The organism is Maridesulfovibrio zosterae DSM 11974, from assembly GCF_000425265.1.
Taxonomy (GTDB): domain Bacteria; phylum Desulfobacterota; class Desulfovibrionia; order Desulfovibrionales; family Desulfovibrionaceae; genus Maridesulfovibrio; species Maridesulfovibrio zosterae.
This window is the reverse complement of the sequence record NZ_AUDC01000010.1, coordinates 197,337-213,731: the sequence shown is the minus strand read 5'-3', so window position 1 is coordinate 213,731 and position 16,395 is coordinate 197,337. Positions and strand designations below refer to the sequence as shown.

Annotated in this window: 14 protein-coding genes; 12 read left to right on the top strand and 2 right to left on the bottom strand. The window is 42.8% G+C overall.

Annotated elements, in window-relative coordinates:
* The first annotated feature begins 3 nt into the window (after positions 1-3).
* The 11 genes from H589_RS0101635 (at position 4) to H589_RS0101585 (ending at position 10,092) form a co-directional block, all read left to right on the top strand.
* Positions 4-1,137: a branched-chain amino acid ABC transporter substrate-binding protein gene (locus H589_RS0101635; protein ID WP_027720403.1), complete on the top strand. Its 1,134-nt coding sequence runs from the start codon at positions 4-6 to the stop codon at positions 1,135-1,137.
* Between the two features lie 65 nt (positions 1,138-1,202).
* Positions 1,203-2,105 carry a branched-chain amino acid ABC transporter permease gene (locus tag H589_RS0101630; RefSeq protein ID WP_027720402.1) on the top strand — a complete coding sequence of 301 codons (903 nt, stop codon included), beginning with the start codon at positions 1,203-1,205 and terminating at the stop codon, positions 2,103-2,105.
* A gap of 28 nt (positions 2,106-2,133) precedes the next feature.
* Entirely contained in the window at positions 2,134-3,306 is a 1,173-nt protein-coding gene (locus H589_RS0101625; protein ID WP_051249582.1) for an ABC transporter permease subunit, read from the top strand.
* Positions 3,307-3,309: 3 nt separating this feature from the next.
* Positions 3,310-4,023, top strand: coding sequence for an ABC transporter ATP-binding protein (locus tag H589_RS0101620; protein WP_027720400.1), 714 nt, complete (start codon positions 3,310-3,312; stop codon positions 4,021-4,023).
* A gap of 463 nt (positions 4,024-4,486) precedes the next feature.
* Positions 4,487-4,678 carry a ferredoxin gene (locus H589_RS0101615; RefSeq protein WP_027720399.1) on the top strand — a complete coding sequence of 64 codons (192 nt, stop codon included), beginning with the start codon at positions 4,487-4,489 and terminating at the stop codon, positions 4,676-4,678.
* Positions 4,679-5,004: 326 nt separating this feature from the next.
* Positions 5,005-6,222 carry a hypothetical protein gene (locus H589_RS0101610; protein WP_027720398.1) on the top strand — a complete coding sequence of 406 codons (1,218 nt, stop codon included), beginning with the start codon at positions 5,005-5,007 and terminating at the stop codon, positions 6,220-6,222.
* A gap of 10 nt (positions 6,223-6,232) precedes the next feature.
* On the top strand, positions 6,233-6,397 hold the full coding sequence (locus H589_RS20865) for a hypothetical protein (protein ID WP_169433096.1): 165 nt from the start codon (positions 6,233-6,235) through the stop codon (positions 6,395-6,397).
* A gap of 93 nt (positions 6,398-6,490) precedes the next feature.
* Positions 6,491-6,856, top strand: a complete 366-nt coding sequence (locus tag H589_RS0101600; RefSeq protein ID WP_245577016.1) for a flagellar FliJ family protein — start codon at positions 6,491-6,493, stop codon at positions 6,854-6,856.
* On the top strand, positions 6,813-7,463 hold the full coding sequence (locus tag H589_RS0101595; RefSeq protein ID WP_027720396.1) for a MotE family protein: 651 nt from the start codon (positions 6,813-6,815) through the stop codon (positions 7,461-7,463). The genes H589_RS0101600 and H589_RS0101595 overlap by 44 nt, the downstream gene beginning before the upstream one ends.
* 90 nt (positions 7,464-7,553) lie before the next feature.
* Positions 7,554-8,360 (top strand): tRNA pseudouridine(38-40) synthase TruA, encoded by an 807-nt coding sequence (gene truA / locus H589_RS0101590; protein WP_027720395.1) that lies wholly within the window; start codon positions 7,554-7,556, stop codon positions 8,358-8,360.
* Entirely contained in the window at positions 8,305-10,092 is a 1,788-nt protein-coding gene (locus H589_RS0101585) for a hypothetical protein (RefSeq protein WP_245577015.1), read from the top strand. The genes truA and H589_RS0101585 overlap by 56 nt, the downstream gene beginning before the upstream one ends.
* A 32-nt stretch (positions 10,093-10,124) precedes the next feature.
* Here H589_RS0101585 and H589_RS0101580 read toward each other — a convergent pair whose 3' ends face one another.
* Both H589_RS0101580 and H589_RS0101575 read right to left on the bottom strand, forming a co-directional pair.
* Positions 10,125-12,077, bottom strand: a complete 1,953-nt coding sequence (locus tag H589_RS0101580) for a flagellar assembly protein A (protein WP_027720393.1) — start codon at positions 12,075-12,077, stop codon at positions 10,125-10,127.
* Between the two features lie 129 nt (positions 12,078-12,206).
* Positions 12,207-13,460 (bottom strand): BPL-N domain-containing protein, encoded by a 1,254-nt coding sequence (locus H589_RS0101575; protein ID WP_027720392.1) that lies wholly within the window; start codon positions 13,458-13,460, stop codon positions 12,207-12,209.
* A 227-nt stretch (positions 13,461-13,687) separates the two neighbouring features.
* Between H589_RS0101575 and H589_RS0101570 the strand changes: the two genes are divergently transcribed.
* Positions 13,688-16,339: a valine--tRNA ligase gene (locus tag H589_RS0101570; RefSeq protein WP_027720391.1), complete on the top strand. Its 2,652-nt coding sequence runs from the start codon at positions 13,688-13,690 to the stop codon at positions 16,337-16,339.
* Positions 16,340-16,395: the final 56 nt, after the last annotated feature.

Sequence of the window (16,395 nt, the reverse complement as noted above, 5' to 3'; positions counted from 1 at the left end):
TCTATGAAACGTTTGATTATGACAGTTCTGCTTGCCGCAGCAATTTTGATGCTGGGTTCTGGCATGGTGTTCGCGAAAACACTCAAACTCGGTACAATGGGACCATTGACTGGTCCATATGCTGCTGATGGTAACGACATCAAAAACGGTGTTCTCACAGCTGTTGAAGTTGTAAAAGAAAATGGTGGAATTCCCGGCTTTGACTCAATTGAAGTCCTTCCGCAGGATACAGCTTGTGAACCTCGTCAGGCCGTTGCAACTGCTAACAAACTGATTAACGAAGGAGCAAACGGAGTTGTAGGGGCCTACTGCTCAAGTGCAACTCTTCCTGCCTCTGAAGTTCTTGATGAAGAATCAATCATCATGATTACACCCGCATCAACAAATGAAAAAGTTACATCACGTGGATTGCCTTACATGTTCCGCATGTGTGGTCGTGATGATGATCAGGGGGCAATTGCTCTGAAATTTATGCAGGAAAAGCTCGGAGCTAAATCTGTTTATATTGTTGATGATAAGACAGCATATTCACAGGGGCTCGCTGACGGTGTTGAGAAAATGGCTAAAGCTGCTGGTATAAAAGTTCTCGGTCACGAGCATGTTAATCAGGGAGATAAAGACTTTTCCGCTATCTTGACTAAAGTTAAAACAGACAATCCAGATGTATTTTACATGTCCATGCAGAACTCTGCTACCGGTGCTCTTATGCTTATTCAGGCTAAACGTATGGGAATCAAAGCCGTTCGTCTTGCACAGGATGCAGTTTATCACCCTCAGTTGATTGAAATAGCTAAGGATGCAGCTGAAGATGTATATCTTACTTTTGGTTTCATTGATGATAATGCTCCTGCATATAAAGAATTTTACGCAAAATATCAGCCTAAGTACGGTAATCCCGGTGCATATTCCGGTTACGCATATGACAGTGCGATCGCCTATTTGAAGGCTGTTAAGGCTGCCGGGTCAACTGATCCTGAAAAAGTTAAAGCTGAACTCATGAAGCTGGATTATGATGGTGCAACAAAGCACATTAAGTTTAAAGCTAATGGTGATTCCGGCTCAAACTACATTATCCGTAAAGTTGAGGGTGGTAAGTTTATTAACTACTGGAACCCTGCTACCGGTAAGCTCTACTAGAAGTCCAAGCAATGTCGGCCCCTGCCGTTATGGCAGGGGCCATTACGAACAGCCCCCGGATATCCATGGAATATTTTTTTCAACAACTCATCAACGGTATTACTCTAGGCAGTGTTTATGCACTGATCGCTTTAGGGTATACTATGGTGTACGGCATCATCCAACTCATTAACTTTGCTCACGGCGAATTTTTTGCAGCTGGCGGTTATGTTGGCGTAATTTTTATGAGCTATCTCCTTTCACAGGGAGCACCTGCCTGGGTATGCCTTTCAGGTTCACTTATACTTGCTATGGCGTACTGTGCCATGCTTGCTATGGCTGTAGAAAAGGTTGCCTACAAACCCCTACGAAACTCGTCGCGCCTTTCAGTTCTTCTCTCTGCTCTTGGTATGTCTATATTTTTGCAGAACGGATTGATGCTGACACAGGGCGTATATGATAAGGCTTACCCTACTGAGCTTACTCAGGGTGGTTTCGAGTTTGGCAATGTAATGCTCTCCTACATGCAGCTTTTCATTATCAGCCTGACAGCATTTTTGCTTGTTGCACTCAATTTTCTGGTCTTTAAGACCCGGATGGGAAAGGCCATGCGGTCGACTGCACAGGATAAAATTATGTCTGCTTTGGTAGGGATTAATTCAAATCGTATCATCAGTATGACTTTTGCAATTGGTGCAGGTCTCGCTGCTGCAGCTGGTATTATGGTTGGCCTGTATTACGGCTCAGTTCGTTATGATATGGGATTTGTCCCCGGCATCAAAGCTTTTGCAGCAGCCGTACTAGGCGGTATCGGTAATATTACTGGAGCTATGATAGGCGGTTTTATTATAGGAATGGTAGAAATTTTTGCAGCGGGTTACATCTCCGGTGAGTACAAGGATGTTTTTGCTTTTGTTATTCTAATCGGGGTGCTTTATTTCAGACCTTCAGGAATCATGGGAGAGAACGTTGACGATACCAGAGTTTAAAAAGCACTGGACTTCTTTAGGCGTCGGGATGATCTGGCTGTTCGTCCTGCTCTGGCCCTTGCTGGGAGTAAAGCCTGAAGGACTCGAGGTTGCTACAACTTTTTCAGTTTGGTGGAAGATAGCTGCAGGGTGTTCTATTCTTCTGGTCCTGCGCCAGCTTAACAGTATTGGTGTATTTAATTTTTTTACTAAACCGATCGGCTCGGTTGCTGTAGGAATGCAGAGGGCAAGTACTACTGTACCAATGGTCGTTTGGGCCTTTCTTCTTTTGGCTTTTGCAATTGCCTACCCTCATTTATTCGGACGTTATGCGCAGGATGTAGCCATCAACTGTATGGTCTATATCTGTCTCGGCCTAGGGCTTAATATTGTCGTTGGTCTAGCTGGAATGCTTGATCTTGGGTATATCGCTTTTTACGGACTGGGAGCATATACCTATGCGTTACTGTCTGTAACTTACAAGATTTCTTTTTGGCTTTGCCTGCCGCTTAGCGCGGCCGTAGCCGGACTTGGCGCATGCATTATCGGCTATTGTTCCATGCGCATGCGTGGTGACTATCTGGCGATTGTTACGCTGGGTTTTGCTGAAATAGTTCGTATGGTTTTTAATAACTGGATGAGTCTTACCAACGGTCCTAACGGAATTACCGGTATCAAGGCTCCAGGTATTTACTGGCCTGATTTTACAAACGGCATGACCTTCGAGCATCTCTGGCTTAAAAAACTTTCTCTTATTTATTACGTAATCTTAGCCTTAGTTGTCTTCACCATTATTGCGGTATACCGTCTCAACCACTCCCGTATAGGACGTGCGTGGGAGGCAATTCGCGAAGATGAAACAGCGGCAGAAGTTATGGGGATTCCGACCTTCTACATGAAGCTGCTGGCTTATTGCACCGGCGCATGTTTCGGTGGTATGGCCGGGGCATTTTATGCTGCCCGTATGAGGTTTGTCAGCCCTGAATCTTTTACCTTTCTTGAGTCGGCTATGGTTTTGTCTATGGTTGTTCTTGGTGGTATGGGGTCTATACCGGGCGTTATACTCGGAGCATTGGCTCTTATTGCCTTGCCGGAGATTTTTAGAGACTTCGAACTTTACCGCATGCTGGTCTTCGGTGGTGTCATGACTCTTATGATGCTTTTCAGACCGCAGGGCTTGCTGCCCCCCAAACGCAGTATGAAGGCAGATAAAAAGGATTAATCCATGGCAGAACCAATATTAGAACTTCGTGATGTTCATTCAGGATACGGCAGTATTAAGGCCCTGAAAGGGATTAATATTAAAGTAATGGAAGGGGAAATAGTATCAGTCATTGGTGCTAACGGTGCCGGAAAAAGTACAACTTTGATGACAATATGTAATATCGTCCAAGCGACAAGCGGAGAGATTTATTATAAAGGTGAATGCATCAATAATATAAGTCCTGACTTACTCCCGTCTATGGGGCTGTGTCAGGTCCCTGAAGGGCGTAGGATTTTTCCTCGTCTGACCATTGAAGAAAATCTCGATATGGGTGCTTTTTTTCGCAATGATGCGGGGATTGCCGATGATATGGAACGAGTTTTTGACATGTTTCCTATTCTGCGTGAAAGACGCAAGCAAGCAGGCGGGACTCTGTCCGGCGGTGAACAACAGATGCTTGCAATCGGGCGTGCTCTTATGAGTCGGCCAAAAGTTTTGCTTCTGGATGAGCCTTCTCTAGGTCTTGCTCCGCTGATCGTGAAACAGATCTTCGACATTATTCGTGAAATTAATAAATTGGGAACTACCATTATTCTGGTTGAGCAGAATGCAAAGGTTGCTTTAAGTATGGCGACTCGTGGTTATGTTCTTGAGACTGGTAATGTTGTCATGGAAGATGATGCTCATAAGCTGCTCAATAACCCGGATATCCAGAAGGCTTATTTGGGCGAGTAATTATCTAGAAATATATTCTGTCTTTTTGGCCCTCCGTACATAAATATATGCGGAGGGCTTTTTTGCATAAAAATGAAGATATGCTCCTTACTCCATAATAAGAACTTTAGACTCAAAATAAATTTGCAGCCAAGCAATGTAACACTGCATAGAATTGAATGAATTCTATTTCCGTTAAATAACGTTAAAAGCGGCCGTGAAACTCTGTATAATCAATAATGATATAAATATCATGAATATACTGTTGAACTGAGGCATTAGCTTTGTGTGCACAGTCAGTATTAAATATATCAAATTCCCAAAGTTGAAATAGAGAAAATAATTTAATCCTGTTGTTACAGGTAGGTGAAGCTGTTTGCTCAAGTATGGGGAAGTTAATCCTTGCAAAGAGTTTGATAATTATGCTTAAGTCTGTACACGTATAGAGAAAACAATACTTTTCCTAAAGATCTGGAGGCTAATTATGGCTAAAAAGGTAGTAATTGATCAGGACGAGTGTATCGGCTGCGAAACTTGCGTTGAGCTCTGTCCTGAAGTTTTTGCTTTAGATGTTGATGGAGAAAAGGCAGAAGTTATCAAAGAAGATGCAGTGGAACTGGATTGTGTTGAAGAGTCAATTGATTCATGCCCGGTTGAATGTATCAGTATTAAATAGTTTTTAATGAGGTTCTTCTTTTTAAGACGTCTTTAGAGGCGTCTTTTTTTTATTCATATAAATTGATATTATGTATTTTGTCATGGAAATGAAGCTATATTATTATTTATAATGAAAATTACTTCTAGTGATCGTATATAACTTAGAAAGACTATATGGGTATTTATTTTGCTAATATCATTCTGGTACAGAATAATATCAGCATGTCGAGTCTAAAGTGCTTATGTATGTAAGGCTTGCCAAGATTATAATTAGTGCATAGATACAAAAGATACATAATTGATAAAAACCTGCCGCAACATAGGGTGGGAAGGTGAATAAAAAATATGAAAATTAACAATATCCCGAAATTCAGTCGGGGTTCATTGAGTGTTCTTGCCGCATTCTTAATTATTTTAACCTCAATTTTTATTTCGACAGATGGGCAATGTACATCTTCTTTTTCTGATAACAATAAGAAAGAAAGTCTGAAACTCCCTAAACAGGTTGATGGCGGACTTGATTATCTGTTTGAAACATTGGGAAATAAAGATACAAATTTTGACGGCAGCAAGGTCATTGGTCTCATAAAATTTGTAGATGAAACTCCTGCAACAGATAAAATAATAAATCTTCCTAAGCGTGACTCGGCAAACGGCGCAGCTATGCGTATAACTGTCAATGCAGATATTGATAGAATTCTTGAGTATACATATAATCCGGAAATCCCTAACTATGCTATTTATCCATCAGTGATCAGGGTTAGCGGATGGTACCCTGACAGTCAGTTTTATGCTGAGAAAGTTCAGCCCTGGAAATATTTAAGTGATTGTGACTCTCCTAGAATCTGGCGAGGAAAAGAATTCGAAGTCAATACACCAGATTCATTTGGTGGTGGATATTATAGGTATGATCTTAACAGACTGATGGTTCTCATGAAGTACGAAGGGCGTAATGTCTTTATGTCCGTTTCCCAGCAGGCTGATAAATCAAGTGTCGGTATGAAAGGACTGGTTGTTGACGATAATCAGTGGAATTATTTTTATAGCGGAATTCCCGGCTTAACTATGGGTGGTATGGGATGGATGGATACATTCATGTATAAGTCCATGTCTGTGAATTTATATATTCAGGATAAAAATAATCCTGAAAAAACAGTGAGCTATCTTTTTAAATGGCTTAAAGCGGGATGGGCTGGGCTTAACGTTGTTCGTCCCAAGCATATTTTTGAAGGCAGTCAGCGCTTTGCAAGAGCATTTTCTGCCCTAATGGAATCAAGTACTCTCCCGAAGCCTGAGGTTTTTGCAGAGCGAGTTAGAGAGCTTGAGTCTTTGTCTGATCAGGATATAGACAATTATATTTCTGAGTATTCTAAGCGGGTGGAGGAATATGCCAGCGAACATCCTGTGCTCTCTGATAAATTCCCCGAAGTATACGCTAACGGAAAATACGCTGATAATTTTACAAGGGAAGAGCGGATAGGAGTGCTGGTCAAGGAGTATGTGAAACAAGCCATGGGAAAGCATTGTTTGGTATACGGAAAACTAGTGGAAAATAATCAGTAGAGAGGTTGTCATGCTTTTACCTGAAAATGAGGCTAAGTTTAAATACTGTCCATACCTAATGACCAGTGATGATAAAATGAAATTTTGTCAGGGAACCATGTGTATGATGTGGCGTTTTGCCGATGGCGAAAAAGGCTATTGTGGTCTGGCCGGCAGACCTGAAGATAAAAAATAATCATCATACAATTGCCCATATATGCCCAAGCCATTTGTTTTTAAGCTTGAAAAGGTTCTGGAGTTCAGAAAGCAGGCTGAGGAGCAGGCAAGTATGGCTTTAGCACAAGCTATCCACCTTCATCAGGAACAGAAGAAGGTGGTCTTTTCTGTTGAAGCAAAAATTGCACAGCATCAGCGAAGACAGTATGATAATTTGAATGCTGATGAAATGTGGCTTTGGAGGCAGTACAATGAGGCTCTTAAAGCTGATTTGAATTTAGCAGTTAATAGAATGAAGCAATTGGCCCTTAACTTGCAAAAATGTCGTACAGAAGCTGTAGCAAAGTCAAAAGATCGAAAGTTGTTGGAAAAACTTAAAGAAAATCAGGCGAAGAAATATTATGAAGAAGAAAATCTCAAAGAGCAAAAAGAGTATGACGAAATGGCAACAATTCGTTACAAACCTAAAGATCTCTAAGATTCTTGTCTGTCTGATTTTATTAGCATTATTTAAGTTAACTCTTATAGGTTCGCTTGGGTTTGATCTTGGAAAACCGACCAAGCATGTTATGGAAGCTGTTATTGATTCCAGTGTAGTCAGGAATGTTGTGGATACTCCCAAAGCTGTTGCTGCAGAAGCAAAAGCTGGCGATAAAGCTGAGGCTGCGCCCGCAAAGAGCACAGCAGCACGCCCTGCAGGTATGCCTGATGCTGACTGGAAAGCTCTTAAAGCCAAGGAAGACGAGCTGGCTCGTAAAGAGCGCTCTCTGCGAACTCTTGAGCATAACCTTGATAAGAAGCTCGCTGATCTTACTGCTCTTGAAAAAAGATTAAAGAAAATGATTTCTGACGCTGATGTTCTTAAGGATAAAAAGATTAAGCATTTGGTTGGCGTATATACAGCCATGAAAGCTAAAAGTGCAGCTCAGGTTATTGAATCTCTGGATACGAAACTTGCAGTCAAAATTTTGGCTGGAATGCGTGGTCGTAGCGCTGGTGCAATTCTTGGATTTGTTGAACCTAAGAAAGCTGCTAAACTTTCCGAAGAACTTACTAAGCTGCAAGTCCCTTTGGACGATAAATAAATATCAGAAGGCAGATTTGCTGCCGGGCAAATTATTTTTAAAAGGGTGAAGGCTCAGTCTGTGTTTCCAAGCAGTAATGATGAAGCAAAAGTGCGAAGACTTAAACTCACTCTTGCATATGACGGCACTGATTTTTGCGGATGGCAATTTCAACCAAAGCTACGCACAGTTCAGGGTGAACTTGAAAAAGCTGTTGCAGTTATAACAGGTGTTCCTGTGCGTGCTCATGGTTCGGGCCGTACTGACAGCGGGGTTCATGCCCGTGGGCAGGTGGTACATCTTGACCTGCCGGAAACTCGTATTTCTGTGCCATGGCAGAAAGCCCTTAACTCCCTGCTTCCAGATGACGTCACAGTGCTTGATGTTGCTTACGTTGATGACGACTTTCATTCACGTTTCAGCGCAGTTGAAAAGTGCTATACATATTCGTTATGGATTGAGAATAGTTTTCTTTTACCGTGGCGTAGGCAATACGTGTGGAAATGCGGTCCCTTAGATTTTGATGCTCTTGATCAGGCAATGGAATATTTTCTTGGTGTTCACGATTTTGCTGCATTTCAAAATGCCGGAACTGAAGTCAGCAGTACGGTCAGGAATATTCTTGATTTTAAACGTCGTCCCGGTGAAAGCGAGCATGAAATAATTCTTGAAGTTGTAGGAACAGGTTTTTTGAAGCAGATGGTCCGTAATATGGTCGGTTGTCTCGTAAAAATTGCACGGGGTAAAGAAGATCCCTCTTTTGTCCGATCTTTATTAGAGATGAAGGATAGGACTCTTGCGCCTGCAACTGCCCCTGCCCGGGGGCTGTGCCTTGACCATGTTTATTACGGAGAAGTTGACCGTGGCGGACCTGATTCTGGACGGAACAAACCTGATAAAAACGGACACGGCCAATAAGCCTGATTCGTTAAAAACAGTATTTCCAAATTCATATTGGAAAGATCGGTTTGACCGTGCTGCGCTTAAAAATCGTTATGAACTGACAGCTCCTTCCACAGCGATTGAAGTCCAGTCAAAAATTAAAACCTTGAGTGAAACTCTTAGCGCATTCCGCTGGCCGACAGATGGTTTTGGGCTTAGTGATGCACGTCTTATCGTAAACGACCCTGATCTTGATAATAAAATATCATCCTCTCTGACTCCTAAAGAAGATATTCAGCGCTATTATAGGTATTACTCACGCGGTTTTACAGGCGAATCATCGACTTCAATTGGTGCCGGTATATACAAATTTAATATGTCCTTAGGCTCTGACAAAGTCAGTTTGGCGGTTGAGCTGACTAATGGCATGGATAACGATGCAATGCTTGAAGCCGTGCAGGATGCGGTTAATAAGAGTTCTCTTCCTGTTCAGGCCAGAATTATAAAACAGAATGCTCCCGGTGCAAATCTTGATGATTTATTAGGTATTGGATCGGCCTTAGCCCTCTCAGTGAACACGGCTTATGTCACAACTGAGCAAAATAAGGGAGACAGTACACAGACTCTTGAGTCGGCAAATGAACTTTCCTTAACAGATACAAGCGGTCATCTAATATCGCATTTGAAGCTTGATGCTACTGCAAAGCCAATAGGTTCTGCAAAAGAGGCGCGCTATGATCTCTCCGGAACCATGTCTGGTTCTCCTTCCCGCTTTGTATCAAAGGGCTTTGATTTAAATGCAATAACTACACTTACTGCGGGTGAACATTCCATTGGGTTTTCCATAGGTGATGACTCTGGAGATTTTACATTTACTGTTAGCGAAGGGGATACATGGGAAATAGTTCTTGGACACATCCAGAACGCAGCTGCAAGTTCTTCATCAAAAATTATGGCTGAGGTTGTCGATTCCAGACTTGTTTCACCTGTTTATACTGGCGAAGATTATTATCTCATAGACGGTATAGCTATTGCCATAACTGCAGTGAATCCCAAAATAGGTGAACGGCTGACTTTAGAGCCGGAAGCAGGGCTGGAAGCGCTAGGACTTGATAAAACAGCTAGCCCCGGAACGGATTCGATAATGGTAATAGATGGAAAGGCCGAAGTACGTGCTCCTGGCGAATTTGCGTTGGATTATGGCCGGGTTAAAGTCGAGTTGAACGATAATTTCGGAGACACTCTGCCTATAAGAGTTGTTGATGCTGTGGAAGAGATGGAAAATAGAGTCGTGCTTGTAACCGATGCATATAATGATTTGCGCAGAGCAATACTGCCGTCTGAGGAACTCTTCCGTGAAGGTTTTGCAGATTTATGGCGTGATCCAGTAGAAGATAACAAAGTTAATCTGTTCTGGATGGGATTACGTGAAGCTGAAGAAGACAATATCTTATGGTTTAATTCGGATAAATTTTATGATGCATTGCTTGCTGATCAGGATAAGGTGCAGGGGCTTTTAGAGGATGAAGAAAAAGGTCTTTTCACTATATGGCAGAAAGTAAACGATCAGGTCATAGAAAATAAAGTCAGTTCTTACTTAATACAAGAAACATCACTTCCCGGACCGTGGCTCCCTGAGCCGTCTCCCCGGACAGAAGTTGAACTGGATAAAAACAGAGAACTGGTCGACACTTTCGAAAACAGTTTTAATTTTGCTCTGGATGACCCCACAAATGATACCGGACGTTTAATCTCTAAAAAGAGCTGACTTCTGCCATCAAGACTATTCAAGGTTGGCTATCAAAATTTAACAGCAACAATAGTTCTCTCATCTGCATCAAAACGGAATTTCATCCTATTGATAGGCTTACTTACCTGTACTGTCTTGCCTCCGATCTTTATCTCTACACCGGGGTAAACTTTGCGATGGACCCTTATAGAAAGCATTTCCAGAGATTTATAATACTCAGCCAAATCATTAGAAAGTTTTTTACGAATCTCGCGCAGTCTCATTTTTATGCGCCCGCGCATCAGAAGTACCTGTTCCATCTGGGGCCTTTTGGCTTCCGGTGTTGCTTCAAGTATCATCGTATCAGGAGCTTCACCTACAGTTGTATTTATTTTTAATAACCTATCGCGCAGTGAATCTCTTTCATGGATCATTTTTCTATTAACAGGTTGTTTGGAACGTATCCCTACGACGGTTTTTACTCCGATATCTGACCCAAGCTCTTTGGCTTCAATTCCTGTTTCAGATATAATTGTCCCGCCTTGAATTATGCCTTTGCCTCCATGGGCCAATACCGTTCCTTTGCAATTAATAAAGCAATTATTGATTTCATTGGTGATGATCAATTCATCACCGCACTCAATGTGGGCATTAGCGGCGAACTGAGCTGTAATGGTTCCTCCTGATTTTATTGCTCCTTTACCTCCCATAACAAGTCCACCCTTAACTTCAATGTCACCGCCAGTGGTGACAGTAGCCCCTTCGATAGAGTCCTGGACAACAATATGGTCAGGCACTTCGACTGCGAAACCTTCACGTATGGACCCTGTAACGTGTACAGATCCTTTTTCGAGTGTTATATTTCCGGTGGAGTAATCAACGTCACCTTTTGTTGTAAGAACATCTTTTACCGAGAGTTTTCCTTCACTAAGGTGTACAATGCCGGTCGCTGTGGCTTTGTATGTTATCCCGTCAGACATAGGAGCTACATGCGATCCTGGTTTCACCTCAAATGGATTACCGCCGGGGGGAGGTGTCAGTTTACCGTATACATCTTCACCGGCCTGACCTTCAACTGGTGGATGGATTTTACCTATAATATCCCCGGGGGCGACCATTGGATGGACTCCGCGGTTTTTGAAATCCATACGATCGCCTTCATCGGTCGTTCCTATAGAGGTCCCGGAATTTTCTTTTGCATATTCGAAGAATCCGTCCTTGCCCGGAACCGGTTCTGTCCCTTGCACTATTACAGCTTCTTGAACCATTCCTGTTTCTCTAGATGTTTGAATAGCCTGTTGACCTGCAAGGTGCTGAATAGGTCTGGCTATGTTCATTCCTTCCAAAGCTGGAGCAATACTGCTGAGATCATATTTCATACCAAAGCAGTCATGAGGGTAAAGCATTGCTTTAACCTGCATTTCATTTTGGGACACGCTGATAAGCAGTTTTACGTGTATTTCATTTTCTTCTATGACAACTATACCATATTGCTCTGAAATAAGTGCGCCTGTATTTGAATTATGTATGCAGTTTCCGTTAGCAGCAACAGTAAGTGTTTTGGGTGTATGAGTGTCTTCTGCAGGAATTTTATCGCCAACAAGATTTGTTCCTGAAGCAGATGGAACAGCCTTTGAGAGCATGCCGAACTCCATTCCAGGAAGAACTGGGAAATTTAGATCAGCATCAGTACTGATATGTCCGTCTTCTGCGTTTTGTGGATAGCTTGCCCGCACTAGAGCAACATTTAAAATACTTTTTCCCTCTTCAGCTCTTTTCAGGGCAAATTTAGCCCCATCAGTATCAAGCAGCCCCTCATAACCTGCTCTTCTGAGTTCAGATTCCATCAGTTCAATGGAAAGTGGAGATCCGTTTCCTTGTGCAGGAGTGTACGAAGAAACAAAAGCAGCCATATTATCAGGGGTAATCTTAAACTCAAGTGAAGCGTCGCGGCTTTCAGTGATTTTTTCACTGCCTTTCGCACGAAGTTCAGCTCCTCTGACAGGTGTTGACTGATCAGCCATGAGTTAAGTTCCCGTTAAAATTAATGTCTCTGCTGGATAAGACTTAGGTCTTTTCAAAATATATGCTTATAAAAAAATTCTACCTGATGGCCATTAAGCATTAAAATAAAGTTTATTGGACTTTTATAACTAATACTTATCATGTTTTTGATGCATTTGCCAAACTAGATTTTCTAACACTGTAAGAAGTTTAGCATATATACCGCCAGCACCAGGGGGAGGTCCGAAAAGTCCGTTACGTTGCTCCTGAAGGCCACGCGGAAATATTGTATCCGGTTCAAGAGAGCGCATAGTCATAGCAAATCTTTCTGCCAGTAGGTATCCCGTAACCCCTTTCTCGAAGATATTCATATATTTCATGAATTCTTCCTTATTATCTTTCCACATTTGTGTGGCTTCAGAGTTTGGATTTTGAGAGGTTGCTTTACAAAGCAGAGCATATAGACTGTTGAGTGCTGCTCCCGGAATTCCGCGTCTCCAGCCTAATAGCCATGGGTTACGCCAGAAAAGCAGGAAGTGCCCCTGCCCCGTTGTGATAATTTTTTCAAGAGATTTACGTGCAGAAATTAGATCGGGGTCCTGCCAATGCACAGGTGTTTCAGCAAGTTGCCATGCCGGAATTGCAGGACGTAATTGAGTTTTGCTATGAAGAAGAATGTCAAGAATGTGAGAAAGCCAGATGTTCGCTTGTGGTGAAGCTGGCGTTTCAAGGTGCGGATAACTCAATATGAATCGTCCCTTACCTGTCTCTCCTGTAACAACCGCCGGACGATCGTGAAGGAAGTCTGGCAGAAGATTTATTCCATACATATTTTCCCAGTCAGATAATGTCCCTTCCGGCAATGACCCTACACATAGATCAGCAACCCAGAAATCGTTGCCGGGCTTACGATATCTTCCCAGTGCTATAGTCGTTCCGCTTTCTGATGGTGCAAATTGACCGGGCCACCAGACAGGAACCAAAGCTTCTTCACCCAGAGAGTCCGGAACAAGTGGATTGTTCTGATCAAGTTTCAGGTTGATATGGCCGCTTAAAAAATGATGCAGTCTGTTTTTAAAACCTTTGCGCTGCCAGTTGCTGAGTTCGAGGCCGCCTGCTCCGGAAAGGCCGAGTCCTGCACCTCCGCAGAAACCGAGATAATTACCGCCTTCATGGACATAACGTTGAATTTCAAGGATTCCAGGGCCTCCAAGATGCTGCGCTTTGCCTTTTGCCCAGCCTCCTGGAACGATAAGTGCCGCCGGGGGCTTGCTTGAAAGTAATCCCTGCGCTATTTGATGCCCACGCACTAGCTGATAGTCTATGTCCCATGCTTCAAGGGCTCTTTGGATTAGAAGTCCCCAAATGTGGGAGTCGTCCCATAATATATAGATACTTGACATGTTCGTGGCTCTTTATAAGTGTGTGTAACGCGAGTTGATGAGGTAAATGTGTAGCCATAACCCCTGACCGATAAATACACGGAAAATTCAGGCAGGCAAAGCACATCTTTTTAAAAAATATTATAATGAAACCAACTTAGCATAATAGTAAAACGTGGTTAATTCTTTTTGAATTCTCTGATTATTACTATTTTGCTGAGAATTTATATTTAGACAGGAGTCATGAAATGGCGGAATCAAACCTGCCCAAAGGCTATGAGCCTTGGGATGTTGAAAAAAAGTGGCTTGATCACTGGGAAGAAAATAAAACTTTTACACCTGATCCCGAAGCAGACGGAGATCCTTTCTCAATTGTTATTCCTCCGCCGAATGTGACCGGAGTTCTGCACATGGGACATGCCCTGAATCTCACTCTTCAGGATATTCTCTGTCGCTACCAGCGCCAGCAGGGCAAAAATGTCCTCTGGGTTCCTGGAACCGACCATGCCGGTATTGCCACTCAAAATGTTGTTGAGCGTCAGCTCAAAACAGAAGGAAAAACCCGTGATGATCTGGGACGCGAAAAATTTATTGAGCGAGTCTGGGAATGGAAAGAAGAAAAGGGCGGGCATATCCTGAAGCAGATCCGCCGCATGGGCGCATCTGTTGACTGGACCCGTGAATGTTTCACTTTTGACGAGCAGCGTGCCAAAGCTGTTCGTAAAGTTTTCGTTAAACTTTATGAAGAAGGCCTTATTTATAAAGGTAATTACATCATAAACTGGTGTAATCGCTGTCATACAGCTCTTGCTGATGATGAGGTTGAGCATTCCCCAAAACCGGGGCATTTCTATAACGTCCGCTACAAACTTTCTGACGGTTCCGGTGACCTTATTATTGCCACAACTCGCCCAGAAACAATGCTCGGCGATACTGCTATCTGTGTTAACCCTGAAGATGACCGCTTCAAGCATCTTATCGGCAAAACGGCAATTCTTCCCTTGATAGGCCGTGAACTGCCTATTATCGGCGATTCTTATGTTGATATGGAATTTGGAACCGGTGCTTTGAAAGTAACACCTGCCCATGACATGAATGACTGGGAACTGGGTCGCAAACATAATTTGGAAGTACTGGCCGTCTTTGATGAGGATGGCAACATCAATGAAAATGCACCTGAAAAATACAGAGGTATTTTCAAAGACGATGCCCGCAAAATAATTGTGGATGATCTTAAAGCAGAAGGCGCACTAGTTTCTATTGAAGATCATGAACATTCTGTTGGCGAATGTTACCGCTGTAAGTCTGTTATTGAACCGCATGTTTCTGAACAGTGGTTTGTAGCTATGAAGCCTCTGGCTGAAAAAGCCCGTGCTGCCGTTCCTTCTGAAACACAGATTTTCCCTAACAACTGGGAAAAAGTATATTACGATTGGCTTGATAACATTCGTGACTGGTGTATCTCCCGTCAGATCTGGTGGGGACATCGTATTCCAGCTTGGACATGTGAAGACTGCGGTGAACTGATAGTCTCCCTCACTGATCCGGATAAATGTAAATGCGGTTCTACCAGACTTGTTCAGGAAGAGGATGTTCTCGATACATGGTTTTCGTCTGCCCTCTGGCCTTTCTCAACTATGGGATGGCCTGATCAGACAGCTGAACTTGCTAAATATTATCCTACGTCTGTGCTTATTACCGGATTTGATATCCTGTTCTTCTGGGTAGCACGTATGATGATGATGGGTATTCATTTTCAGGATCAGATTCCTTTCAAGCATGTCTATATTCACGCTCTTGTGCGTGATGAGCATGGCAAGAAGATGAGCAAATCCACAGGAAACGTAATTGATCCTCTGGAAATGAGTGATAAATACGGAACTGATGCTCTACGCTTCACGCTGACAGCTTTTGCGGCTATGGGTCGTGACATTAAGCTTTCAGAAGCCCGTATTGAAGGCTACCGCCATTTTGTAAATAAAATTTGGAACTCTGCACGCTTTGCTCTTATGAATTTCGAAGATCAGAAACTTGATGCATCTATTGATGATGCAACAGGACTGGCTAACGAATGGATTCTGCATCGTCTGGAAGAAGTTAAGGACTCTATGCGTCAGGCCGTTGAAGAGTATCGCTTCAATGAAGTTGCCCAGATCATGTACCGCTTCATCTGGAATGAGTTCTGCGACTGGTATCTGGAAATGATCAAGCCAGACCTGTACAGTGATGATGAGTCCCGTAAGGCTCCTACACTTAAAGTTCTCTGGACTGTTCTTTCCGAAACTATGGTGCTCCTGCATCCTGTCATGCCGTTTGTTACTCAGGAAATCTGGTCTGTACTGCCCGGAATTGATAATAGTGATATTGCTACCGTTGCTTTCCCTGAAAAACGTGACAATTGCCGTAATGAGAAAGCAATTGAGCAGATGGAATTGTTTCAGGGTATTGTTTCAGCCGTTCGTAATATACGTACCGAGTTGCTCATTGCTCCTTCTAAGAAGCTTGAACTTATCGTGCGGACTGCAAATGATGAGACTAAAGAACTCCTCGACGCGAATACAGATTTGATCAAAGCCCTTGCCCGTCTGGATTCTGTCGCAGCAGGTCCTGATGTGAAAGGTCCTAGTGCTTCCGGTACAGCTGTTGTGCAAGGGAATGAAATATTTGTTCCTCTTGCTGGAGCAGTAGACTTTGAATCTGAACTGGCAAGACTGGACAAAGAGTTCGGTAAGCTGGACAAAGATCTTAATGTGATAGAAAAGAAACTTTCCAATAAAGGCTTTGTCAGCAATGCTCCTGCAGCAGTTGTTGAAAAAGAAAAAGCAAAACTTGCGGAAATTAATGATAAAAAATCTAAACTTACTGAGCTGAAAGACAGGCTTGTAAGTGTAATGAAATAAGTGAAATAAATGAGGGAGACTTGAGTCTCCCTCATTTATATACATTTGTCTTTTAG

Excerpts from the sequence above, each read along its gene's own strand:
- H589_RS0101635 (WP_027720403.1), top strand. The coding sequence starts at position 4 with ATGAAACGTTTGATTATGACAGTTCTGCTTGCCGCAGCAATTTTGATG.
- H589_RS0101630 (WP_027720402.1), top strand. The coding sequence starts at position 1,203 with ATGGAATATTTTTTTCAACAACTCATCAACGGTATTACTCTAGGCAGT.
- H589_RS0101625 (WP_051249582.1), top strand. The coding sequence starts at position 2,134 with ATGATCTGGCTGTTCGTCCTGCTCTGGCCCTTGCTGGGAGTAAAGCCT.
- H589_RS0101620 (WP_027720400.1), top strand. The coding sequence starts at position 3,310 with ATGGCAGAACCAATATTAGAACTTCGTGATGTTCATTCAGGATACGGC.
- H589_RS0101615 (WP_027720399.1), top strand. The coding sequence starts at position 4,487 with ATGGCTAAAAAGGTAGTAATTGATCAGGACGAGTGTATCGGCTGCGAA.
- H589_RS0101610 (WP_027720398.1), top strand. The coding sequence starts at position 5,005 with ATGAAAATTAACAATATCCCGAAATTCAGTCGGGGTTCATTGAGTGTT.
- H589_RS20865 (WP_169433096.1), top strand. The coding sequence starts at position 6,233 with ATGCTTTTACCTGAAAATGAGGCTAAGTTTAAATACTGTCCATACCTA.
- H589_RS0101600 (WP_245577016.1), top strand. The coding sequence starts at position 6,491 with ATGGCTTTAGCACAAGCTATCCACCTTCATCAGGAACAGAAGAAGGTG.
- H589_RS0101595 (WP_027720396.1), top strand. The coding sequence starts at position 6,813 with ATGACGAAATGGCAACAATTCGTTACAAACCTAAAGATCTCTAAGATT.
- H589_RS0101580 (WP_027720393.1), bottom strand. The coding sequence starts at position 12,077 with ATGGCTGATCAGTCAACACCTGTCAGAGGAGCTGAACTTCGTGCGAAA.
- H589_RS0101575 (WP_027720392.1), bottom strand. The coding sequence starts at position 13,460 with ATGTCAAGTATCTATATATTATGGGACGACTCCCACATTTGGGGACTT.
- H589_RS0101570 (WP_027720391.1), top strand. The coding sequence starts at position 13,688 with ATGGCGGAATCAAACCTGCCCAAAGGCTATGAGCCTTGGGATGTTGAA.